The organism is Streptomyces sp. B5E4, assembly GCF_039871555.1.
Taxonomy (GTDB): domain Bacteria; phylum Actinomycetota; class Actinomycetes; order Streptomycetales; family Streptomycetaceae; genus Streptomyces.
In genome coordinates this window covers 89,528-111,823 of sequence record NZ_JBDPMI010000022.1, presented here as the reverse complement: position 1 = coordinate 111,823, position 22,296 = coordinate 89,528, and the positions used below count along the sequence as shown (strand labels likewise).

The window sequence follows — 22,296 nt, the reverse complement described above, 5'->3', positions numbered from 1 at the left end:
GCGGAGCGGGGAGCGGACGGGGAGGTACGAGCCGAGCCAGACGCGGGCGACGGCGAACGACCCGGCCTCGGCGAGGGGGAGCCCGCGATCGCGGGGGGCCGGCCGGCGAACGGGACCGCGGCGGACGGCGGACGCCCCGGGCTGCGCAAGGCCGAACCGGCGGCCGGGCCCGTACGCGGAGAAGACGCCCGCGACGGCACCGCCGCCGGGCCGCTGCTCGTCGCCGACGGGCTGCGGGTCGTCTTCCCCGGGCGGCACGGCGCGCCCGCCGCGCGGGCCGTCGACGGCGTGAACCTGGCCATCGGCGCCGGCGAGATCGTCGCCCTCGTCGGCGAGTCGGGCTGCGGCAAGACCACTCTGGCCCGCGCGCTCCTCGGCCTGGTCCGACCCGCCGCGGGCACGGTCGCCTTCCGCGGCTCCCCGCTCGCGTACGGCAGCCGCGCGCTCAAGGCGTACCGGCGGCGGGTGCAGCTCGTGCTGCAGGATCCCAGCGGGTCGCTCAACCCGCGGCACACCGTCTACGACGCCGTCGCCGAGGGCCTGCGCATCCACGGCCACCGCGGCGACGAACGCGCCGTCGTGGCCTCCGCGCTCGCCCGCGCCGGGCTGCGGCCGCCGGAGCGGTTCTTCCTGCGCTACCCGCACGAGTTGTCCGGTGGGCAGCGGCAGCGCGTCGTCATCGCCGGCGCCCTGGTGCTCGACCCGGAACTGATCGTCGCCGACGAGCCGGTGGCCTCGCTCGACGCCTCGGTGCGCGGCGAGATCCTGGCGCTGCTGCTGCGGCTCCGCGACCAACTGGGGCTCTCCGCGCTGGTCGTCACGCACGACCTGGGGCTGGCGTGGAACATCGCGGACCGGGTGGCGGTGATGTACCTGGGCCGGATCGTGGAGGCGGGCCCGGTGGAGGAGGTGCTGACCGCACCGCGGCACCCGTACACCAAGGCCCTGCTGTCGGTGCTGCCGGAGTCGGGGACGGCGCCGGTGGTGCTCACGGGCGAGCCGCCGGACCCGGCGCGGATCCCGGGCGGCTGCCGGTTCCACGCCCGCTGCCAGCACCTCGCCTCCGGCGAGGCGGCGTCGGCGGGCGTCGCCGACGCCTGCCGCGGCACGGACCTGCCGGTGCTGGACGGGACCCGGCCGGGGGTGGCGTGCCACCTGACCGGGACGACGGCGGCGGCCCCGGCGCCGTAGCACCGCGGGCCGGACGGCGGCGCCGGCCCGGGTGGCCCCGGGCGGGCGCCGTCAGCGTCCCGCGGTCAGCTCGCGGCAGGCGTCGACGTCGCGGCGCATCTGGGTCTTGAGGTCCTCGACCGTGTCGAAGCGCTCCTGGCCGCGGACGAAGGCGAGGAAGTCGACGGCCACGTGCAGCCCGTACAGGTCGAGGTCGTCGCGGTCGAGCGCGTACGCCTCCACCGTCCGCTCCGTGCCGTCGAACTGCGGGTTCGTGCCGACCGAGACGGCCGCCGGCAGCCGCTCGCCCGCGGCCTCCAGCCAGCCCGCGTACACCCCGTCGGCGGGGACCGCGGTGTGCGGCAGGGTCTCCAGGTTGGCGGTCGGGAAGCCCAGTTCGCGGCCGCGCTGCGCGCCCCGTACGACGACGCCCTCGACGCGGTGCGGCCTGCCCAGCACCTCCGCCGCCCCCGCGACGTCGCCCTCGGCGATCAGCCGCCGGGCGAGCGTGGAGGAGAACGGCTCGCCGCCGCCCGCGTTCCCGCTGACCTGGAGGTCGACGACGTCCACCGTGTAGTCGTACGTCTCGCCGAGCGAGGCGAGGAACGCGACGTCGCCGGCGGCCCTGTGGCCGAAGCGGAAGTTCGGGCCCTCCACCACCACGCGCGCGTGCAGCCTGTCGACCAGCACCTTCACCACGAAGTCCGCGGGTGCCAGCTTGGAGAACTCCGCCGTGAACGGCAGGATCAGCAGCGCGTCCACGCCGAGGTCCGCCATCAGCTCCGCCCGCCGGTGGTGCGCGGCCAGCAGCGGGGGGTGGCTGCCGGGGCGCACGACCTCCATGGGGTGCGGGTCGAAGGTCACCACGACGGACTGCACGCCCAGCTCCCGGGCGCGCGTCACCGTCCGGCCGATGATGAGCTGGTGGCCGCGGTGCACGCCGTCGAACGAGCCGATGGTGACGACGCTGCGCCCCCACTCCTCGGGGATGTCCTCCAAGCCACGCCAGCGCTGCACTCTGCCCGCTCCTCGGTCCGCCGTTGTCGTGCCTGCCCCGTACAGGACTGTGGAACACAAGACTGCCATGCTCGCGGTCCGGTGCAGGACCCGGGCGCCGGTCGGGCCGACGGGACGGCCGCTATTCCCGCGGCGGTACGGCCGGTCCGTACCGGCTCCGCCGGCTCCGGGACGCGCGCCCGCGCGCTCAGGACGCGCGTCGCGGGTGCGACGTGCCCACGGCGAGCTGCGCGCTCGGCCCCAGCAGCGCCGCCCAGGCGTCCCGGTCCACGGCCAGCCAGCCGCGCAGGTGCGCCGCGAACGCGGGCAGCTCGGCGGCGAGCGCCACCAGCCGCCGGTCGAAGACCGCCGCTCCCTCCGGCGTACGGGACAGCAGCAGCCCGATGCGCTGGACGAGGTCCCGCGTGCCGCACTCCGCACGCCGGCCGTCGGCGCGGCCGACGGCCGCGAGCAGGGCGTCGAGCACGGCGGGTTCGCGCTCGCGGTCCAGGAGCACGGCGAGCAGTTCGCGGCGCAGGGCGCAGGAGGTGCGGGTCCCGGGGTCCGCGACGACGGGCGCGAGCGCGCGGCGTACCACCGGCGAGTGCGCGGTCAGCAGCTCGACGGCGAGCGGGAAGAGCACGGCGCGGTCGCTCTGCCCGTGCTCCAGGCGGCGGTCCACGAAGTCGGCGGCGGCCGCGGCGCCTTCGGGGTGCCGGTCGACGTACTCGCGGACGAGGTCCGCGGCGCTCCGCGCCGGCGCGGGGGCGAAGGCGCGTACCCGGGCGAGGGTGCGCAGCACGTCGGCGGCGGCGCCGCCGGGGCGGTGGAGGAGGTCGCGGAAGGCGTCGAGCACGGGTTCGTGGTGGGTGGCGAGGGCGGGGGCGAAGTCGGCGGGGGTGAGGTGCGGGTCGTCGGCGGCGAGGAGGGCCAGGGCACGGTCGAGGTGCGCGGCGCGGGTGTCGGGATCGCGGAGGAGCACGGCGAGGGCGGGGCCGTGGAGGGTGTCGTCGTCGGCGTGCGCGAGCAGGGCCTGCGCGGCGTGGCGGAGCAGCGCGCGGTCGGCGGCGCCGCGCGTGTGCCGGGCGGTCTGCTGCGCGTACACCGCGGCGGCCGCCCGCCGCTCCGGGCGGGGGTCGCGCGCCCAGCGGTCCACGGCGCGGCAGAGGGCGGACGGCTCGTCCTCGGCGAGCGCGGCGAGGAGTTCACCGGCGCGCGGGTGGGCGGTGGCGACGAGGGCGTCGGCGAGGTCGTCCACGGCGCCGGCCCGGTGGGTGTGCAGGAGCGCCTGGGCGGCGTCGGCGACGGTGGCGCCCTCCGCGGGCAGCGCGCGTTCGTCGTCGAACCAGGTGACGAGGAGCGGCTGCGCGGCGGTCGGCTCGGCGTGCAGCAGCTCCCCCGCGGCGGTCAGGTACGCGGACGGGCGGCGGGTGTCGGCGGGCACGAGGAGACGCAGCAGGTCGAGGCGGTCGGCGAGCGGAAGGGGCAGCCGGGTGAAGAACGACGGGCCGAAGGGGGCGAGCACGGCGGGGAGCCGGGCGGTGCCGCCGAAGCGGGCGGCGTGACCGGCGAGGCAGGCGGCGAGGCGCCGGAGGACCTGCCGGTACGGGCGGGCGTCGGGTACCCGCAGCAGGGTCTCGCCGAGCAGATGGGCGGCCCACCAGCCGCCGTCGGCCCCGGGGGGCGTCGCGGCCCCGGGCTCCGGGAACGACGAGCGGCGGCTGACCGCGGCGTCGGCGGCGGCCAGCAGATCCGTCAGCCGGTGCCCCAGCTCCGTACGCCCGTGCCGCCGCTCCAGCAGCAGCAGCGCCTCGACGCACGCCCCGATCCGGTGCGGCGGCACGGGCAGCGCGTGCCGCCCGGCGCCGCCGTCCGCGGAGGAGGGCAGGTCACCGGGGCGCCAGCGCTCGGAGGTCCGGTGGACGAGCACGGCGAGGGCGGCGTCGACGTCGAGGTGCGCGCCCTGCAGCCAGTCGGCGAACTCCTCGTGCGCGAACCGGTACCCGGCACCCGCGGGCACCAGCAGTCCCTCGGCGAGCACCGCGGAGGCCCACCCGGTGAGCCCGGCGAGAGGATCGGGCACCCGCCAGGGGAACAGCTCCTCGAACGCCGCCCGCTCCAACTCCCCCTGCCCGGGCCCCAGACACCGCCGCGCCGCCTCGTGCGCCTGCCCGGCCACATACGCGGCCAGCCGCCCCACGGCGGCCCCCCGCGGACCGGCGGGGCCGGCGACGCGAGCGAGCCGAGAGGCGATACGCAGAGAAACGAGCGCAAGGTACGACTCGAAGACCTCCCACCGCCGCACCCCCGCGCCGTCCGGCGCGACTGCGGAGCCGCCCGGCGCCGCGGCAGCGGGAGCCGCACTCGTGACCGGTGCAAGGCCCGCCCCCGCGTCGGACGGCGAACTCGCCGCCGCCCCGGCCCCGCCCGGTACGCAGACACCCTCACCCAGGTCCGGACCCGCACCGGACGGCCCCGCCCGGCCCGGCGACGGCGCCGCGGACACCGGAGCGGCGCCCGCACCCGAGGACGCCACCACGGCCGGCGGCGGAGCCGCTGGCCCGGCCCCGCCCGGCACGGAGGCGCGGTCCGCGGACGCCGCCGTACTCCCGCACGCCTCCCGCGTCCCGTCCCGGTACGCCCCCGTGCCCCCGCCGCCCGGCGGCAGCGCCGCGCGGACCTCCCCCAGCAGGCGCAGCGTCAGCGGGTGGCGGGCGTCCGACGGGTGGAGGGCGGTGGCGGGGATGCCGTGAAGAGTGCGGGCCTGCGCCGCCTCCGCCGGGGTGAAGTCCCCCAGCGGGACGCACGGCGGCAGCGTGTCAGGACGGAACCGCCCCGCGTGCAGCGTCTCCGCGGGAAACAGCGCGCCGGCCCGCTCCCAGTACTCCGGCCGGCACGCCAGCGCGAGCCGTACGCCGTGCTCGCCCAGCCACCGCGCCGTGTGCGCCGTCCAGTCCTCCAGCGCCGCCGCCAGCACCGGCGGCATCTCCTCCGGACCGTCGAGCAGGACGAGCAACGGCCGCCCCGCGACGTGCGCTTGCGCGGCGACCGCCTCCGGGGTAGCCGCCGCCGGGTCGCCCGCGCAGCCGGCGGCACCCGCCGCCGCGGCCACCACCCGCGCGGCGTCGCGCAACGCCCGGGCCAGGGCATCCCGTAGGCCCGCGTCCGCGACCTTCAGATCCGCGCCACGCAGCCACACCGACGGCGCGGCGTCCGCGGCGCGACGGGCCGCGAGCCCGGCGAGTTCGGTGGACCGCCCGCTCCCGGGCCCGCCGACGAGCGCGAGCACGTGCGCGCCACCGTCGAAGAACCGCCCGAACTCCGCCCGCACCCCCCGCCGCTCCACCCACCCCGGCGCACCGGAGCCTCCAAGTCCCCCCGGAGCCACGGCAACCGGAGCGCCCCGGCCCCCCGCGACTCCCAGCTCCACCGCCCCCGCCCGGTTCAGGTCCCGGCCGTACGCCGCCACCTGCGCCCCGCCCCGGTCCAGCGCCGCGCCCAGCGTCCCCACCGCGTCGTCCGCCGCCCCGCGCAGCGGCACCGCGTGGGCCACGCCGCTGCGGTCCGCGTGCAGCGCGGTGCCGACCACACCGACCACCGCCCCGCTCGCGGCGTCCAGCACCGGGGCGCCGCTCGCCTCGCCGCCCGCGTGCAGCGACTCGTGCGGGGCCAGGGCGAGTTGCAGCACCCCCTCGACCAGGTGGTAGCGGTCGGTCGCGGTGTACGTGGCCGTGGCGGCGGCCACCACCCGCCCCGGCACCCGCGCCCCGGGCAGTGCGACCGCCACCTCCGTGGCGTCGTCGGGCACCGCGGCGGCGAGCGCGAAGGCCCGGGCGCCGGCCAGCCCCCGGGCCCGTACGACCGCCAGGTCCGCACCCGGCAGCGAGGTGACGTCCGCGGACTCGATCAGCCAGGTGTGCGCGGCGCCGGGTGCGTGCAGCACCAGCCGGGCGAGCCCGTCCACGGCCTCGTGGCTGGTGAGTACCGTGCCCTCGGCGTCCACGACGAATCCGGTGCCCCGCGGGCGGCCGGCCAGGTCGCGGATGCGTACGACGGTGCCGGGCGCGCGCGGCGGCGGCGATGAATGCGGCAACGACCAGCCTCCCCGGGTGAGCCCCAGGGCATGGCTTGCCACCGGCTGATCACGGGAAACGGCGAATGGCGCGATGCGCCCCCCGGGGGCACCCGTTCGGCGGAATCCCGGCGGCCTCGGGCGGCCGGAGCGGCGGTCACGTACCCCGACGCGACGGCCCCGCGGCCCGGCGGACTACGCGAACACCGCCAGCGCCTTCGCCCGCCCCCCGGCGGGCTCCACCAGCGCCAGGAACCGCCCGTCGGGACCGAACACCGCGTTCGGGCCCTCGGCCAGCCCGTCCGGCACCGCCACCCGCACCCCGTGCGACAGCAGCCGCGCCTGCTCGGCGTCCACGTCCCAGCGCGGGAAGGCCGCAGCCGCGGCGTCGCCGATCGGCAGCACGTCGAGCCGCTCCTCCAGTTGCTCCAGCGTCCGCGCCCCGTCCAGCCCGTACGGGCCGACACGGGTGCGGCGCAGCGCGGTGAGGTGGCCGCCGACGCCCAGTCCGGCGCCGAGGTCGCGGGCCAGGGCGCGGATGTAGGTACCCGAGGAGCACTCGACCGTGACGTCCAGGTCCGTCACCCGGGTGCCGTCCGCGGCCGTCGCCGCCCGCACGTCGTGCAGCACGAACGTGCTGACGGTCACCGGCCGCGCCGGCAACTCGACGGCCTCACCGTCCAGCACCCGCTTGTACGACCGCTTGCCGTCCACCTTGATCGCGCTGACGGCCGACGGCACCTGCATGATGTCGCCGGTCAGCCCGGCGATGCCGGCGTCGACCGCGCCGGGCGGCAGGTCACCGGCGTCGGCGGCGGCGGTGACGTCGCCCTCGGCGTCGTCGGTCACCGTCGTCTGGCCGAGCCGGATCGTGGCCCGGTACTCCTTGTCGGTGAGCGCGAGATGGCCCAGCAGCCGGGTCGCCTTCTCCACGCCGACGACGAGCACGCCCGTCGCCATCGGGTCCAGCGTCCCGGCGTGGCCCACGCGCCGGGTACGGGCCAGCCGGCGCAGCCGGCCGACGACGTCGTGCGAGGTCAGCCCGGCCGGCTTGTCGACGAGGACAAGGCCGTCCGGGCCGGTCGGCTTCCCCCTCATGCCCCCGCCGGGCCCCCGTCCGTATCACCGCGCGCCGCGCCGGAGCCCGGCTCGCCCGGGTCCGCCTCGTCGTCGCCCTCGTCCTCGTCGCGGTCCTTCTTGTACGGGTCCGCCCCCGCCGCGTACTCCGCGCCCGCGGCGGCGCTGCGCACCTGCTCGTCCTGGAGCCGGGCGCGCTCCAGGACGTCGTCGATGTTCTTGGCGTTCTCGGGCAGTGCGTCCGGCATGAACGCGAGCGTGGGCGTGAACTTCACCCCGGCGGCGGCGCCGACCGCCGAGCGCAGCACGCCCTTGGCGCTCTCCAGCCCCTTCGCGGCCTGCTCCCGCTCCTCGTCGTCGCCGTACACCGTGTAGAAGACGGTCGCCTCCCGGAGGTCCCCGGTGACGCGCGTGTCGGTGATGGTCACCCGGGAGCCGAGCCGCGGGTCCTTGATCCCCCGCTGCAGCTTCTCGGCCACGACCTCACGGATGAGGTCCGCCAAGCGCTTCGCCCGTGCGTTGTCGGCCACTGGTCCGTCTCCTTGCCCACTTGTCTACTCGTCGTCTTCGTGGTGGATCCGCCGCCGTACGGACAGCAGCTCCACCTCCGGCCGGGCGGCGAGCATCCGCTCGCACCGGTCCAGCACGTCGGTGAGGTGCCCGGCGTCCCCGGAGACCGTCGCCAGACCGATCACGGTCCGGCGGTGCAGATCCTGGTGCCCTACCTCCGCGGCGGTCACCGCGTACTTGCGGATCAGCTCCGCGACGATCGGGCGGACGACGGAGCGCTTCTCCTTCAGCGACCGTACGTCGCCGAGGAGGAAGTCGCAGGAAAGCGTCCCTACGTACACGTGTGTCCGGATCACCCGCCGGTACGGGATATACGGGATGGAAGGCGGCGCGGGGGCGGCCCTTCGCGAAGGGCCGCCCCCGGCCGGCGGTGCTGCTGATCAGGCGCGCGGCTTCTCGCGCATCTCGTACGTCGCGATGACGTCGTCCACCTTGATGTCGTTGTAGTTTCCGAGGTTGATACCGCCCTCGAAGCCTTCGCGGATCTCGGTGACGTCGTCCTTGAAGCGGCGCAGGCCCTCGATGTTGAGGTTCTCCGCGACCACCTTGCCGTCGCGGATGACCCGGGCCTTCGTGTTGCGCTTGACCTCGCCGGAGCGGATGAGCACACCGGCGATGTTGCCCAGCTTGGAGGAGCGGAAGACCTCGCGGATCTCGGCGGTGCCGAGCTCCACCTCCTCGTACTCCGGCTTGAGCATGCCCTTCAGCGCGGCCTCGATCTCCTCGATGACCTGGTAGATCACCGAGTAGTACCGGACGTCGACGCCCTCGCGCTCGGCCATCTGCGTCGCCCGGCCCTCGGCGCGGACGTTGAAGCCGATCACGATCGCGTCCGAGCCCGTGGCCAGGTCGATGTCGGTCTCGGTGACCGCACCGACGCCGCGGTGCAGCACGCGCAGGTCGACCTCTTCACCGACGTCCAGCTGCATGAGCGAGGACTCCAGCGCCTCGACGGAACCCGCCGCGTCGCCCTTGATGATGAGGTTGAGCTGCTGCACCTCGCCGGCCTTGAGCACCTTGTCCAGGTCCTCCAGCGACACCCGGCGGGTGCGCTTGGCGAAGGCGGCGTTGCGCTCGCGCGCGGCGCGCTTCTCGGCGATCTGGCGGGCCGTACGGTCCTCCTCGACCACCAGGAAGTTGTCCCCGGCGCCGGGGACGCTGGTCAGACCGAGCACCTGGGCGGGGGTCGACGGACCGACCTCGTCCAGGGGGTTGCCCAGGTCGTCGAGCATGGCGCGCACGCGGCCGTAGGCGTCGCCGACGACCATCGTGTCGCCGACCCGCAGCGTGCCGCGCTGGACCAGCACGGTCGCCAGCGCGCCGCGGCCGCGGTCGAGGTGGGCCTCGATCGCGATGCCCTCGGCGTCCTGCTTCGGGTTCGCGCGCAGGTCCAGGCTGGCGTCCGCGGTGAGGACGACGGCCTCCAGCAGGTCCTCGATGTGCAGGCCCTGCTTGGCGGAGATGTCGACGAACATCGTCTCGCCGCCGTACTCCTCTGCCACCAGCCCGTACTCGGTGAGCTGACCGCGCACCTTCGACGGGTCCGCGCCCTCGACGTCGATCTTGTTGACCGCGACGACGATCGGCACGTCGGCCGCCTTGGCGTGGTTCAGCGCCTCGACCGTCTGCGGCATCACGCCGTCGTTGGCCGCGACCACGAGGATCGCGATGTCGGTCGCCTTCGCACCGCGGGCACGCATGGCGGTGAACGCCTCGTGACCCGGGGTGTCGATGAAGGTGATCCGGCGCTCGTCGCCGTTGACGTCGGTCGCCACCTGGTACGCGCCGATGTGCTGGGTGATGCCGCCGGCCTCGCCCTCCAGGACGTTGGTCTTGCGGATCGCGTCCAGCAGGCGCGTCTTGCCGTGGTCGACGTGACCCATGACGGTGACCACCGGGGGCCGCGCCACGAGCGCTTCCTCGCCGCCCTCGTCCTCGCCGAACTCGATGTCGAACGAGTCGAGCAGCTCGCGGTCCTCCTCCTCCGGGCTGACGACCTGGACGGTGTAGTTCATCTCCTCGCCCAGGAGGTGCAGCGTCTCGTCGGAGACGGACTGCGTCGCGGTGACCATCTCGCCCAGGTTGAACATCACCTGGACCAGGGACGCCGGGTTGGCGTTGATCTTCTCCGCGAAGTCGGTGAGCGACGCGCCACGGGAGAGACGGACCGTCTCGCCCTTGCCGCGCGGAAGCATCACGCCGCCGATCGACGGCGCCTGCATCTGCTCGTACTCCTGGCGGCGCTGCCGCTTCGACTTGCGACCGCGGCGCGCGGGCCCGCCCGGACGCCCGAAGGCGCCCTGCGTGCCGCCGCGGCCACCGGGACCGCCGGGACGGCCGGCGAAGCCGGGACGGCCACCGCCGCCACCGCCGCCGGGACGGCCGCCGAAGCCGCCGCCACCGCCGCCACCGCCGCCGGGACGACCGCCGAAGCCGCCGCCACCGCCGGGACGGCCGCCGCCACCGCCGCCGCCACCGGGACGACCGCCGGGACCGCCGCCGCCACCCGGACGGCCACCGCCGCCGGGACGACCGCCGGCCGGAGCGCCGGGGCGCCCGCTGGGAGCGGGACGCTGCGGCATCATGCCGGGGTTCGGGCGCGGGCCGCCGGGACGCGGGCCGCCGCCCTGGCCGCCCTGCGGCCGGGGCATACCGCCCGGGCTGGGCCGGGAGCCGCCCGGCGCCTGCGGGCGCGGGCCACCGCCCTGCGCGCCGCCCTGGCCGCCGCCGGGGCGGGGGGCCTGCGGGCGCGGGGCCTGCGGGCGGGCCATGCCGGTGGAGCCGCTGGACGTGAACGGGTTGTTGCCCGGGCGCGGGCCCGCGGGCCTGCCGCCGGGACGCGGTCCGGGCGCACCGGAGCGCCCGCCGCCGGGACGGCCGCCGCCACCGGGCTGGCCACCGCCCTGACCGCCGCCGCCGCCGCGCGCGGGGGCGGGCGGGCGCGGACCCGGCTTCACACCGGGCTTGGGGGCACCGCCGCGCTCCGCGGCGGGCGGTGCGGTGAACTCCGGCGCCTCGGGCGCCGGGGCCGGAGCCTTCTGCGCCGGCGGGGTCGGGCCCGGAGCCGGACGGGGCGCCGGGCTGGGCGCGGGCCTGCCGGCGTCGGCGCCGGGGCGCGGCGCGGGCTTGTGCTCCGCGGCCTGCTCGGGCCGGACGGGGGCGGGCTTCGCCGCGGGTGCGCCGGGGACGCCGGGCTTGGCGGCGGCCTTCTTCGGCGCTGCGGGCTTGCCGGCGGGCTTGGCCGCAGCCGAGCCGTTGCCGGACTGGAATGCGTCAGTCAGTTTGCGTACGACCGGCGCCTCGATGGTCGAGGACGCCGAACGGACGAATTCGCCAAGTTCTTGGAGCTTGGCCATGACGACCTTGCTCTCGACTCCGAACTCCTTGGCGAGTTCGTATACCCGGACCTTAGCCACTTCGCTCCTTCTGGTCCGGGGGTGTCCGCCGGACCGTCGCTACTTCTGCATGGGCGTACTCATCGCGTACTCATCGAGTGCTCATCGCAATCTCGACCCACTTCCGACTCGCGAGGTACCTGGCCGTGCGGGGTTCCGCGCGGCGCTCGTGTTCTTCGTGCTCATGTCTGCCTCCACGGCCTGCTGCTCCACGAAACGGTCCACGTCAGCGGTGCCGAGCGGACCCCGGGCCCGCAGGGCCCGGACGAACGCCCGGCGGCGGACCGCCAGGTCGAGGCATGCCTTGACGGGGTGCAGATAAGCGCCCCGGCCGGGCAGCGTACCGCGGGGATCAGGGACGCACGCGCCCTCGACCTCCACCACACGCAGCAGATCGCCTTTGGTCGCACGCACCCGGCACCCCACGCAGGTGCGCTCGGGGCAGGCCCGGGCGCGCGTCCGGCCAGACACGCTCAAGTCTACCTCCACGGCCGACGGGCACCGCCTCGGGGTACCGATCGAACGACTGTTTTCGCCCAGGGCGACACACAGCCCACGGCGGGCCCGACGATACGTGACCTACGCCCGGCCGTGCGACCCGGTTTTCCCGGGCCGGCCGCCGGCCCGGGGGCGGGCGGTGGGCCGTCCGGCCCGGACCGCGGACGCCCCGGCGGGCGGCCCGGCGGACCGCCCGACCGGCCGGGGCGTCAGTCCGCCGGCTGCTCGGTGTCCGGGCGGATGTCGATGCGCCAGCCCGTGAGCCTGGCCGCCAGGCGGGCGTTCTGGCCCTCCTTGCCGATGGCCAGCGAGAGCTGGTAGTCCGGCACCGTCACCCGCGCCGAGCGGGCCGCCAGGTCCACGACGTCGACCTTGGTCACCCGCGCCGGCGACAGGGCGTTGGCGACCAGGTCGGCCGGCTCGTCGGACCAGTCGACGATGTCGATCTTCTCGCCGCCCAGCTCCGCCATCACGTTGCGTACCCGGCCGCCCATCGGCCCGATGCAGGCGCCCTTCGCGTTCAGCCCGGAGCGCGTGGACCGTACCGCGATCTTCGTGCGGTGCCCGGCCTCGCGGGCGATGGCCGCGATCTCCACCGAGCCGTCGGCGATCTCCGGCACCTCCAGCGCGAAGAGCTTCTTCACCAGGTTCGGATGTGTGCGCGACAGGGTCACGGACGGGCCCCGCACGCCCTTGGTCACCCGCACCACATACGAACGCAGCCGGGTGCCGTGCTTGTACTCCTCGCCCGGCACCTGCTCCTGCACCGGCAGGATGGCCTCCAGCCGGCCGATGTCGACCAGCACGTTGTTCGGGTCCTTGCCCTGCTGTACGACGCCCGTGACGATGTCGCCCTCGCGGCCCGCGTACTCACCGAAGGTGATCTCCTCCTCGGCGTCCCGCAGCCGCTGCAGGATGACCTGCTTCGCGGTGGTGGCGGCGATCCGGCCGAAACCCGACGGGGTGTCGTCGAACTCGCGGGCCTCCCCGCCCTCCGGCACGTCGTCCGGATCCTCCTTGGCCCACACCGTGACGTGCCCGGTCTCCCGGTTCAGCTCCACGCGGGCCTGCTGGCGGCTGCCCTCGGTGCGGTGGTACGCGATGAGGAGGGCCGACTCGATGGCCTCGACCAGCAGGTCGAAGGAGATCTCCTTCTCCCGCACCAAGCCGCGCAGCGCGCTCATGTCGATGTCCACTGCTACGAACCCTCCTCGTCCTTCGTCACCTTGCGGTTGAACTCGATCTCGACGCGGGCCGCGGCGATCTCGCCGAACTCCAGCCGCCGGGCGCCGGGCTTACGACCCTTCACCCCCGGCACCTCCAGGTCCAGTCCCGCGTCGTCCACCGCGGTGATCCGTCCCACGACCTCGCCACCCTCCCGTAGCTGCACCTTGACCAAACGGTCCGCGGCACGACGGTAGTGGCGCGGCAGGGTCAGCGGGCGGTCCGTACCCGGAGACGTGACTTCCAGGACGTACGGGCGGTCGCCCATGGCGTCGGAGGCGTCCAGCTCCTCGGCGATGCGCCGGCTCACCTCCGCGCAGGTGTCCAGGCCCACGCCGCCGTCGGCGTCGACCACGACCCGCAGGACACGCCGCCTGCCCGCCGGGGTGAGCGCGATCTCCTCCAGATCGAGGTCGCGTTCCTTGACGAGCGGCTCCAGCAGATCCCGCAGCCTCTCGTTCTGGGTGGTGCTCATCCGGGTGACTCCTCGGCCGCGTGTGCTGTTGTGTGACGTCACGTGTCCGGTCAAAGCGTATCCGCTCCACGACCTGTGCGTTGCCCACCGGTACGCTCGGCTCGTGCGGATCAAGGGACTCCCGGCGAGAAGGACCGTGCTGGCCGGTGCCGCCCTGCTGGCGGCGACAGGCACCACCGCAGGCTGTTCCGGAGACGACGGCGACGACGGGGACGCCGACCCCGCGCGTACCGAACGGCTCCGGCGCCGCGCCGCGGAGGAATCGCGCGTGCTGCTGCGGCGCTACGACGCGACCACGACGGCGCACCCCGGCCTGGCCGACGCGCTCGGCCCGCTGCGCGCGGAGGTGGCGCAGCACGTGGCCGCGCTGGCCCGCGGCCTGCCCGCGGACACCCGCGCCGCGTCCCCGGGACCGGGGGCGGAAGGACCGGGCGACCGCGCGGACGCCGCTCCCCCGCCGCCCTCGAAGAAGCGCGGCGGCGAGCCGGTGGCGGAGGAACCGGCGCGGGCGGTCGCCGAGTTGGCCGCCGCCGAGAAGCGCACCGCCGACGCCCACACCGCCGCCCTGGCCACGGCCCCGGGCGAGTTCGCGGGCCTGCTGGCCTCGGTCGCCGCGGCGGGCGCGGCCCACGTCTATCTCCTCGGGGCGATGGCGTGAGTGCGACGGGGCACGGCCCCCGGCGCCGCGGCGTGAGCCGCACGCGGCGCGGCGGCCGGCCGGCGGGCCGCCCCCGACCCGTACCCCAGGAGGCATCGTGAGCGAACCGTCCGACGAGGCCCGCGCCGCGGCCCAGCGCGCGCTGGCCGCCGAGCACGCCGCCGTCTACGGCTACGGCGTCGTCGGCGCCCACGCCGGCGGCCTGGCCGGCCAGGCGCGCGCCGGCTACGACGCGCACCGCGCCCGCCGCGACGCCCTCAGCCGCGTCGTCAGCGACCTCGGCGACCGGCCGCAGCCCGCCGCCGCCGCGTACGCGCTGCCGTTCGCGGTGCCGGACGAGGCCGCCGCGGTACGGCTGGCGACCGAGCTGGAGGACCGGATCGCGGGCAGTTACGCCGACCTCGTCCGCGCCGCTGAGGGCGATCTGCGCCGCGACGCGGCGGCCGCACTGCGCGAGGCGGCGGTCCGGGCGGCACGCTGGCGCGGCGGCAGCGTAGCCTTCCCTGGGCTGGCCGAACGCACGCCCGACACCGCACCCGCGGGCCGGCAGGAAGGCGCCGGCCGCACGGACTGACCGGGCCGCCCCGGCCCGACCCCGCTGGAGGACACCGCCCGCATGGCAACCGCACCGCAGTACCGGCCCGAGCCGCCGGAGCGCCTGGTGCGCCACGTCTCCGCCCACGGCGACCCGGGCCGCACCTGGCTCGCGGGGCTGTCCGGGCTGGTGGACGGCCTGCTGCGGCGCTGGGGGCTGACCGCGGAGCGGGTGCACGCGCCGGGCGGCCGGACCAGCATCCTCGTCCTCGTACGGCAGGAGGACGGCACTCCGGCGGCGCTCAAGGTCGCGTACGAGCCGGAGCGCATCGCGGCCGAGCAGTACGCGCTGGAGCACTGGAACGGCGTCGGCGCCGTCCGGCTGCTGCGCGCCGACGCGGCTTCGGGGGCACTGCTGCTGGAACGGCTGCAGGCGGACGTCAGCCTCCGCTCGCTGGCGGAGGCGAGGGCGCAGCTGGAGTCGGCGGCGACACTGCAGCGGCTGTGGACCGCGCCGCCGGCGGGCCATCGGCTGCCGACCGTGGCCGAGCACACCGGGCGGCTCGCGGAGCGGCTGCGCGAGCTGCGGGCCGAGCCGTACGCGGAGCTGGTCGACGCGGCGCTGGAGCGGCGCGAGGAGCTGCTCGGCGACCGGGCGGCGGCGGGGCCCGACGTGCTGCTGCACGGCGACTACCACCAGGGCCACGTGCTGGCCGCCCAGCGGATGCCGTGGCTCGCGGTGGGGCCCCGGCCGCTGGTGGGCGAGCGGGCCTACGACCTGGCCTGGCCGGCGCGGGACCGCGTCGACACCCTCGTGGCCGCGCCGGGCGCGGCGGCGGCGACCCGGCGGCGGCTGACGAAGCTGGCGGACTCCCTGGACGTCGACCGCGACCGGCTGCGGGACTGGACGCTGTTCCGCTGCGTGGCGACGGGCGTGACGGCCCTGGCGCGAGGCGACCTCAACGGCGGCGAACTCCACCTGGAGTACGCGGGCTGGCTCTGACCGCTCCGGAACCGCCTGCGGCCCGCCGACCGCCGTCCGCGGACGGCCTGTTGGGGACTCCGGGCGGCGGGGACGACGCCCTAGGATGCCCGCATGGATCTGGCTCCGCCCTCGCGCATACGGTCCCATCGGGCCCTGGTCGCCGGGGCCGTCGTGGTCGCGGCCGGAGTGCTGGCCGGGAGCATCGCGTACGTGAGGGGCGGCGACGACGACGCCGCCGACGCGCAGGAGGAGGTGCGGGCGTACGTGGCCGCCTGGGCGCGCGGCGCTCACGAGGAGGCCGCGAGCCACACCGACCGGCCCCGGGCCGCCGCCGACCTGCTGGACTCCGTACACCGCGGGCTGAACCCGAAGGACATGCTCGTCTCCCTCGACGACGCCGAGAAGGGCGCGGGCGGCACGTACACCGTGCCGTTCTCCGTCCGGCTGCGGCTGCCCGGCTTCGGCACCTGGGAGTACGAGACCCGCGCGGTGGCCCTGCCACCGGGAGCCGGCGGGGAGGACGGGAACGGCGGGACCGGCAAGGCCGGCGACGGCGACGACGGCGCGGACGAGGGCTGGCGGGTGCGCTGGGAGCCCCGCCTCGTGCACCCGGCGCTGCGGCGCCACCAGACCCTCGTCACGACCACCCGGCGCGCCGAGCGCGCCCCGATACTCGCCGCCGACGGCTCCGAACTGGCCGGCGACGCCACGGTGTGGGCCGTCTCCATCTGGCCCGCGAAGCTGTCCGACCCCGACCGGGCGTACGCCGCCCTCGCCGACCCCGCGCTCGGCGCGGACCTCGACGTCCCGCGGCTGAAGAAGCGCGTGGCCGCCGCGGAACCCGACGAGTCCGTGCCGGTGGTGACGTTGCGGGACGAGGTCTACCGGCAGCACCGCGAACGGCTGCTGGCCGTTCCCGGACTGCAGTTCGTCGACTCCAGGCAGCCCGTCGCGCACCTGGCCCGCTCGCTGGTCGGCGCCGTCTCACCGGACACCGGCAAGGGCTCCTCGGCGCTGCAGGCGCGCTACGACAAGCGGCTGTACGCGCCGCCGGGCGCCGAGGTCGTGATCGCCGACCGGGCCACGGGCGCCCCGGTGCGCACCCTGGCCCGCAAGAAGCCGGGCACGGGCGAGCCGGTGCGCACGACGATCGACCCCGGTGTGCAGCGGGCCGCCGAGGAGGCGGTCGGCGGGCTCGGCAAGAGCGCCTCGATCGTCGCGATCGACCCCGGTACGGGCCGGGTGCTGGCCGTCGCCGACAGCCCCGACTCGGGCGAGAGCCACGCGCTGACCGGCCGCTTCCCGCCCGGCTCCACGTTCAAGACGGTCACCGCCGCCGCGCTCCTCGACGGCGGCCTGGCCGCCGGGGACCGGGTGGGCTGCCCGGCGGCCGCGCATGTGGCCGGGCAACGCTTCGAGAACCAGGACGAGTTCGGCCTCCCGCCCGGCACCACCTTCGCGGAGGCGTTCGCGCGGTCCTGCAACACCGCCTTCGTCGGCCTGCGCGACGAACTGGACGAGCGGACCCTGACGCGTACGGCCCGCGCCTTCGGCATCGGCGGCACCTGGCAGGTCGGCGCGGCCACCTTCGACGGCAGCGTGCCGACGGCCGGGAGCGACAACGACAAGGCGGCGGCGATGATCGGGCAGGGCCGGGTGGAGGCGAGCCCGCTGGTGATGGCGTCGGTGGCGGCGACGGTGAAGGACGGCCGGTTCCGGCAGCCGGTGCTGGTGCCGGACGCGGTGGACGAGCCGTACCGGGCGCCGGAGACGCTCGACGCACGCACCTACGACCAGGTACGCGCGCTGATGCGCGGTGTCGTCACCGACGGCTCGGGCTCGGCGCTCGACGGGCTCCCGGGCCGGCCGCACGCCAAGACGGGCACCGCCGAGTTCGGCACAAAGAGCCCGCCGCGCACCCACGCCTGGATGATCGGCTATCTGGAGGGCGCCGACCTCGCGTTCAGCGTGCTCGTCGAGGACGGCGGCTCCGGCGGCAAGGACGCGGGCCCGGTGGCGGCCGACTTCCTCCGCGCCGCCACCGTGGACTAGCGGGCCTGCGGGGCCGCCGCGCTCACGCCGTCGTCGTCAGCCGCGCCAGCGCCTCGTCCACGGGCAATTCCTCGCGCTCGCCGGTGCGGCGGTCCTTCAGCTCCACCACGCCGTCGCCCGCGCGCCGCCCCGCGACCAGGATCTGCGGCACCCCGATCAGCTCGGCGTCGGTGAACTTCACGCCGGGCGACACCGAGGCCCGGTCGTCCACCAGCACCCGCACGCCCGCCGCGCCCAGCTTCTCCGCCAGCTCCAGCGCCAGCTCCGTCTGCTTGGCCTTGCCCGCCGCGACGATGTGCACGTCCGCCGGGGCCACTTCCCGGGGCCAGCAGAGCCCCAGCTCGTCGTGCGTCTGCTCGGCGAGCGCGGCGACGGCCCGGGAGACCCCGATCCCGTACGAACCCATGGTCACCCGGACCGGCTTGCCGTTCTGGCCGAGGACGTCCAGCTCGAAGGCGTCGGCGTACTTGCGGCCGAGCTGGAAGATGTGGCCGATCTCGATGGCCCGGTCCAGCTCGATGCCGGAGCCGCAGCGCGGGCAGGGGTCGCCGGGCTCGACGACGACCACGTCGAGGTACCGGTCGACCTCGAAGTCACGGCCGCACACCACGTTGCGCGCGTGCGAGTCGGGCTTGTTGGAGCCGGTCACCCACGAGGTGCCCGGGGCGACACGGGGGTCCGCCAGGTAGCGGAACGCCTTGCCGGCCATGCCCTGCGGGCCGACGTACCCCCGGACCAGGTCGGGGCGGTCGGCGAAGTCCTCGGCGGTGACGACCTCGACCTCGGCCGGGGCCAGGTGCTCGGCGAGCTTGCCGAGGTCCACCTCGCGGTCGCCGGGCACGCCGACCGCGGTGATCTCGCCGTCGACCTTCACCAGCAGGTTCTTCAGCGTCGCGGAGGCGGGGACGCCCAGGTGCGCGGCGAGGGTCTCGATCGTCGGGGTGTCCGGGGTGTCCAGTTCCTCGACCGGCGGGTGCCCGTCGAGGGGGGCGGGCGCGACCGTCGTCGTCAGCGCCTCGGTGTTCGCGGCGAAGCCGCAGGAGGGGCACTGCACATACGTGTCCTCGCCCGCCGCGGCAGGGGCGAGGAACTCCTCGCTGGCCGAGCCGCCCATGGCGCCGGAGACGGCGGAGACGATCCGGTAGTCGAAGCCGAGCCGCTCGAAGATCCGCTGGTACGCCTCGCGGTGCAGCCCGTACGCGGCGGCGAGGCCGTCGTCCGAGGTGTCGAAGGAATACGAGTCCTTCATGTGGAACTCGCGGCCGCGCAGCACGCCGGAGCGCGGCCGGGCCTCGTCCCGGTACTTGATCTGGATCTGGTAGAGGATCACGGGCATGTCCTTGTAGGACGAGCACTGATCCTTGACGACCTGGGCGAACAGCTCCTCGTGCGTGGGACCCAGCACGTAGTCGACGCCCTTGCGGTCCTTGAGGGAGAAGAGCAGGTCGCCGTACTCCTCGGCGCGGCCCGTCGTCTCGTACAGCTCGCGGGGCAGGAGTGCCGGCAGCAGCACTTCCTGGCCGCCGATCGCGTCCATCTCCTCGCGGACGACCCTCGCCACGTTCTCCAGGACGCGCTTGCCGAGCGGCAGCCACGTCCACACCCCGGCGGACGAGCGGCGGACATAGCCCGCGCGGACGAGCAGCTTGTGGCTCGCGGTCTCGGCGTCGGCGGGGTCGTCGCGCAGCGTCTTGAGCATCATCCGGGACATGCGCTGAACGTGGCTGTGCTGGCTCATGCCCCGGACTCTAGCGCCGGACGCGGGCCCGCCGGAAATTCGTCCGCCGAAGCTGTGGACAACTCGCCGGTTGGGGACAACTCAGCGCAGCAGCGGCAGCTCGGCACCCATCACCACGTACGGGCTGGGGGCGCCGGGGAAGACCACGCGGCGGGCGAGGTCGCGGTAGCCGAGCTGCCGGTACAGGTGGCGCGCGGGGCTCTCCACGTCGATCGCCGAGAGCAGGCTCTTGGGCTCCGCGGCGGTGTCGGTGATCCGCGTGATCAGCTCGCGGCCGATGCCGCGCTGCTGGAAGGCGGGGTGGACGTGGAGTTCGGTGATGACGAAGGCGTCGTCGAGCCAGCGGTCCTCGCCGACGGCGCGCAGATACGGCTGGACGACGGTGGACCACCAGTACACGCGGTTGTTCGGCATGCCGTAGACGAACCCGGCGAGCCGCCCGGTGGCGGTGGTGGCGCCCAGCGCGCGGGCGCCCGCGTTGGTCAGGTGCCGCAGCACGACATGGCGGCGGACGGCGATCTCGTCGTCGGTGAGCCCGAAGGCGACGGCCTGAACGGCAAGCGCATCGTCCACGCGGGCGGCGAGGTCGAGAGGGCCGACGACGACGTCATCCATGGCTGCGCACCCTACCGTGCGCTCGCGGGCCGCCGGCCGACCCCCGTGCCCACACCCCCGCCGCCGCGCCGGAACGCCGCGGACACGACGCCCGTACGAGCCGCGCAGGACCCCCGGCGCCCGCGGACCCGGCTCTCAGAACAGCACGCTCATGAACGCCCCGACCTCGCGGAAGCCCACCCGGCGATACGCCGCGCGGGCCACCGTGTTGAAGTCGTTCACGTACAGGCTGACCACCGGCGCCACCTCGCGCAGGGCGTACCGCAGGACCGCCGCGAGGCCCGTCTCCGACAGCCCGCGCCCGCGGTGCTCGGGCGCCACCCACACGCCCTGGATCTGGCACGCGTGCGCCGTCGCCGCGCCGATCTCCGCCTTGAAGACGACCTCGCCGTCCTCCACGCGCGCGAAGGACCGGCCGCCGCCCACCAGTTCCGCGACCCGCGCCTGGTACAGCAGCCCGCCGTCGCCGGCGAGCGGCGAGATGCCGACCTCCTCGGTGAACATGGCCACGCACGCCGGCATGATCAGGTCCATCTCGTCCTTGCGGATGCGGCGGACCAGCGGATCGGGCTCGACCTCCGCGGGCATCGAGGTGGTGACCATCAGCGGCTGCCGCGCGCGCACCTCGCGCGCCGGCCCCCAGGCGGGCTCCAGCAGGGACCACAGCTCCGCGGTGGGCTCGGCCGGGCCGACGATCGAGGAGCAGCGCCGCCCGGCGCGCCGGGCGCGCTCGGCGAAGCCGCGTACGGCCTCGGGGGTGGCGCAGACGGGCACGAGGTTGGCGCCGGCGTAGCAGAGGGACTCCAGCCGCCCGCCCGCGTACCAGCCCCACAACTCACCGCCGAGCCGCCAGGGGTCGAGCCCCGCGACGGCGACCCGGGAGGCGACGAAGGCGTTGGCGACCGGTTCGCGGTCGAGCACGGCGCGGGCGGCTTCGAGCTCCGCGGGCTCCAGCAGCCGTGTGGTGGTGGTCGTCAACACAGCGGCACTGTACCTGTGCGCGCGTCCGCCCGCTTCCTGCGGGTACGCGCCGTGCCCGGCGGTCAGCCGACGGTGACCTCGGGCTCACCGGCGGCGGCGCCGTCGGCCTCCATCCGGTCGGCGATCTTCATCGCCTCCTCGATCAGCGTCTCGACGATCTTCGACTCGGGGACGGTCTTGATGACCTCTCCCTTGACGAAGATCTGGCCCTTGCCGTTGCCGGAGGCGACGCCGAGGTCGGCCTCGCGGGCCTCGCCCGGGCCGTTGACGACGCAGCCCATGACGGCGACGCGCAGCGGCACCTCCATGCCGTCCAGACCGGCGGTGACCTCGTCGGCGAGCTTGTAGACGTCGACCTGGGCGCGGCCGCAGGACGGGCAGGAGACGATCTCCAGCCGGCGCTCGCGCAGCCCGAGGGACTCCAGGATCTGGATGCCGACCTTGACCTCCTCCACCGGCGGGGCGGAGAGGGAGACGCGGATGGTGTCGCCGATGCCCTCGCCGAGCAGCGAACCGAAGGCGACGGCGGACTTGATGGTGCCCTGGAAGGCGGGTCCGGCCTCGGTGACGCCGAGGTGCAGCGGGTAGTCGCACTGGGCGGCGAGCTGCCGGTAGGCGTTGACCATGACGACCGGGTCGTTGTGCTTCACCGAGATCTTGATGTCCCTGAAGCCGTGCTCCTCGAAGAGCGAGCACTCCCACAGCGCGGACTCGACCAGCGCCTCCGGGGTGGCCCTGCCGTACTTGGCGAGCAGCCGCCGGTCGAGCGAGCCGGCGTTCACCCCGATACGGATGGGGGTGCCGGCGGCGGAGGCGGCCCGGGCGATCTGCTTGACCTGGTCGTCGAACTTCTTGATGTTGCCGGGGTTCACCCGGACCGCGGCGCAGCCGGCGTCGATCGCGGCGTAGACGTACTTCGGCTGGAAGTGGATGTCCGCGATCACGGGGATCTGCGACTTCCTGGCGATCACGGGCAGCGCGTCGGCGTCGTCCTGCGTGGGGCAGGCCACCCGGACGATCTGGCAGCCGGAGGCGGTCAGCTCGGCGATCTGCTGGAGGGTGGCACCGATGTCGGAGGTGCGGGTGGTGGTCATCGACTGGACGGAGACCGGTGCCTCGCCGCCGACGGCGACGGACCCGACCTGCAGCGTACGACTCGCCCTGCGCTCGGCCATCTTCAGCGGAACGGACGGCATTCCCAGCGAAACGGCAGTCATCTGGCGGCAACCCCTGTTGTACGGATCATGGCCCCCGCC

Annotated in this window: 17 protein-coding genes and 1 pseudogene; 5 read left to right on the top strand and 13 right to left on the bottom strand. The window is 75.6% G+C overall.

Features of this window, described 5'->3' with window-relative positions; all coding sequences use genetic code 11:
• Positions 1-141: 141 nt before the first annotated feature.
• Positions 142-1,191, top strand: a complete 1,050-nt coding sequence (locus tag ABGA99_RS25345; RefSeq protein WP_347580306.1) for an ABC transporter ATP-binding protein — start codon at positions 142-144, stop codon at positions 1,189-1,191.
• 51 nt (positions 1,192-1,242) lie between these two features.
• Here ABGA99_RS25345 and ABGA99_RS25340 read toward each other — a convergent pair whose 3' ends face one another.
• From ABGA99_RS25340 to rimP, 9 genes and pseudogenes are all read right to left on the bottom strand, one after another.
• Positions 1,243-2,187 carry a bifunctional riboflavin kinase/FAD synthetase gene (locus ABGA99_RS25340; protein WP_347583491.1) on the bottom strand — a complete coding sequence of 315 codons (945 nt, stop codon included), beginning with the start codon at positions 2,185-2,187 and terminating at the stop codon, positions 1,243-1,245.
• 187 nt (positions 2,188-2,374) lie between these two features.
• Positions 2,375-6,259 (bottom strand): trypsin-like peptidase domain-containing protein, encoded by a 3,885-nt coding sequence (locus tag ABGA99_RS25335; protein WP_347583490.1) that lies wholly within the window; start codon positions 6,257-6,259, stop codon positions 2,375-2,377.
• Between the two features lie 174 nt (positions 6,260-6,433).
• Positions 6,434-7,336, bottom strand: a complete 903-nt coding sequence (gene truB / locus ABGA99_RS25330) for a tRNA pseudouridine(55) synthase TruB (protein WP_347580242.1) — start codon at positions 7,334-7,336, stop codon at positions 6,434-6,436.
• Positions 7,333-7,845 carry a 30S ribosome-binding factor RbfA gene (rbfA, locus tag ABGA99_RS25325; protein ID WP_347580243.1) on the bottom strand — a complete coding sequence of 171 codons (513 nt, stop codon included), beginning with the start codon at positions 7,843-7,845 and terminating at the stop codon, positions 7,333-7,335. The genes truB and rbfA overlap by 4 nt, the downstream gene beginning before the upstream one ends.
• 24 nt (positions 7,846-7,869) lie before the next feature.
• The gene (locus tag ABGA99_RS25320) at positions 7,870-8,166 is read right to left on the bottom strand and encodes a DUF503 domain-containing protein (RefSeq protein WP_347580244.1); all 297 of its coding nucleotides are present in this window, start codon (positions 8,164-8,166) and stop codon (positions 7,870-7,872) included.
• Positions 8,167-8,265: 99 nt separating this feature from the next.
• On the bottom strand, positions 8,266-11,301 hold the full coding sequence (gene infB, locus ABGA99_RS25315; RefSeq protein ID WP_347583489.1) for a translation initiation factor IF-2: 3,036 nt from the start codon (positions 11,299-11,301) through the stop codon (positions 8,266-8,268).
• 183 nt (positions 11,302-11,484) lie between these two features.
• Positions 11,485-11,751: pseudogene (locus tag ABGA99_RS25310) on the bottom strand (YlxR family protein); the annotation flags it as partial.
• A 236-nt stretch (positions 11,752-11,987) separates the two neighbouring features.
• Positions 11,988-12,974: a transcription termination factor NusA gene (gene nusA, locus ABGA99_RS25305; RefSeq protein ID WP_347580246.1), complete on the bottom strand. Its 987-nt coding sequence runs from the start codon at positions 12,972-12,974 to the stop codon at positions 11,988-11,990.
• A 2-nt stretch (positions 12,975-12,976) separates the two neighbouring features.
• On the bottom strand, positions 12,977-13,477 hold the full coding sequence (gene rimP, locus ABGA99_RS25300; protein WP_347580247.1) for a ribosome maturation factor RimP: 501 nt from the start codon (positions 13,475-13,477) through the stop codon (positions 12,977-12,979).
• A 103-nt stretch (positions 13,478-13,580) separates the two neighbouring features.
• Here rimP and ABGA99_RS25295 point away from each other — a divergent pair, with 103 nt between their 5' ends.
• The 4 genes from ABGA99_RS25295 to ABGA99_RS25280 all read left to right on the top strand — a co-directional run bounded on the left by ABGA99_RS25295 (position 13,581) and on the right by ABGA99_RS25280 (position 17,706).
• Entirely contained in the window at positions 13,581-14,135 is a 555-nt protein-coding gene (locus tag ABGA99_RS25295) for a hypothetical protein (protein WP_347580248.1), read from the top strand.
• 97 nt (positions 14,136-14,232) lie between these two features.
• The gene (locus ABGA99_RS25290; RefSeq protein ID WP_347583488.1) at positions 14,233-14,709 is read left to right on the top strand and encodes a DUF4439 domain-containing protein; all 477 of its coding nucleotides are present in this window, start codon (positions 14,233-14,235) and stop codon (positions 14,707-14,709) included.
• Positions 14,710-14,751: 42 nt separating this feature from the next.
• Positions 14,752-15,672 carry an aminoglycoside phosphotransferase family protein gene (locus ABGA99_RS25285; RefSeq protein WP_347583487.1) on the top strand — a complete coding sequence of 307 codons (921 nt, stop codon included), beginning with the start codon at positions 14,752-14,754 and terminating at the stop codon, positions 15,670-15,672.
• Between the two features lie 93 nt (positions 15,673-15,765).
• Entirely contained in the window at positions 15,766-17,706 is a 1,941-nt protein-coding gene (locus tag ABGA99_RS25280; protein WP_347583486.1) for a penicillin-binding transpeptidase domain-containing protein, read from the top strand.
• A gap of 22 nt (positions 17,707-17,728) precedes the next feature.
• Here the strand turns inward: ABGA99_RS25280 and ABGA99_RS25275 are convergent, their stop codons facing one another.
• The 4 genes from ABGA99_RS25275 to ispG form a co-directional block, all read right to left on the bottom strand.
• On the bottom strand, positions 17,729-19,444 hold the full coding sequence (locus ABGA99_RS25275) for a proline--tRNA ligase (protein ID WP_347583485.1): 1,716 nt from the start codon (positions 19,442-19,444) through the stop codon (positions 17,729-17,731).
• Positions 19,445-19,525: 81 nt separating this feature from the next.
• A complete protein-coding gene (locus ABGA99_RS25270; RefSeq protein ID WP_347580253.1) occupies positions 19,526-20,059 on the bottom strand; it encodes a GNAT family N-acetyltransferase in 534 nt (177 codons plus the stop codon).
• Between the two features lie 135 nt (positions 20,060-20,194).
• Positions 20,195-21,040: a GNAT family N-acetyltransferase gene (locus tag ABGA99_RS25265; RefSeq protein ID WP_347580254.1), complete on the bottom strand. Its 846-nt coding sequence runs from the start codon at positions 21,038-21,040 to the stop codon at positions 20,195-20,197.
• Between the two features lie 62 nt (positions 21,041-21,102).
• On the bottom strand, positions 21,103-22,257 hold the full coding sequence (gene ispG / locus ABGA99_RS25260; protein WP_347583484.1) for a flavodoxin-dependent (E)-4-hydroxy-3-methylbut-2-enyl-diphosphate synthase: 1,155 nt from the start codon (positions 22,255-22,257) through the stop codon (positions 21,103-21,105).
• Positions 22,258-22,296: the final 39 nt, after the last annotated feature.

Excerpts from the sequence above, each read along its gene's own strand:
- truB (WP_347580242.1), bottom strand. The coding sequence starts at position 7,336 with ATGAGGGGGAAGCCGACCGGCCCGGACGGCCTTGTCCTCGTCGACAAG.
- rimP (WP_347580247.1), bottom strand. The coding sequence starts at position 13,477 with ATGAGCACCACCCAGAACGAGAGGCTGCGGGATCTGCTGGAGCCGCTC.
- ABGA99_RS25285 (WP_347583487.1), top strand. The coding sequence starts at position 14,752 with ATGGCAACCGCACCGCAGTACCGGCCCGAGCCGCCGGAGCGCCTGGTG.
- ABGA99_RS25280 (WP_347583486.1), top strand. The coding sequence starts at position 15,766 with ATGGATCTGGCTCCGCCCTCGCGCATACGGTCCCATCGGGCCCTGGTC.
- ABGA99_RS25275 (WP_347583485.1), bottom strand. The coding sequence starts at position 19,444 with ATGAGCCAGCACAGCCACGTTCAGCGCATGTCCCGGATGATGCTCAAG.
- ABGA99_RS25270 (WP_347580253.1), bottom strand. The coding sequence starts at position 20,059 with ATGGATGACGTCGTCGTCGGCCCTCTCGACCTCGCCGCCCGCGTGGAC.
- ispG (WP_347583484.1), bottom strand. The coding sequence starts at position 22,257 with ATGACTGCCGTTTCGCTGGGAATGCCGTCCGTTCCGCTGAAGATGGCC.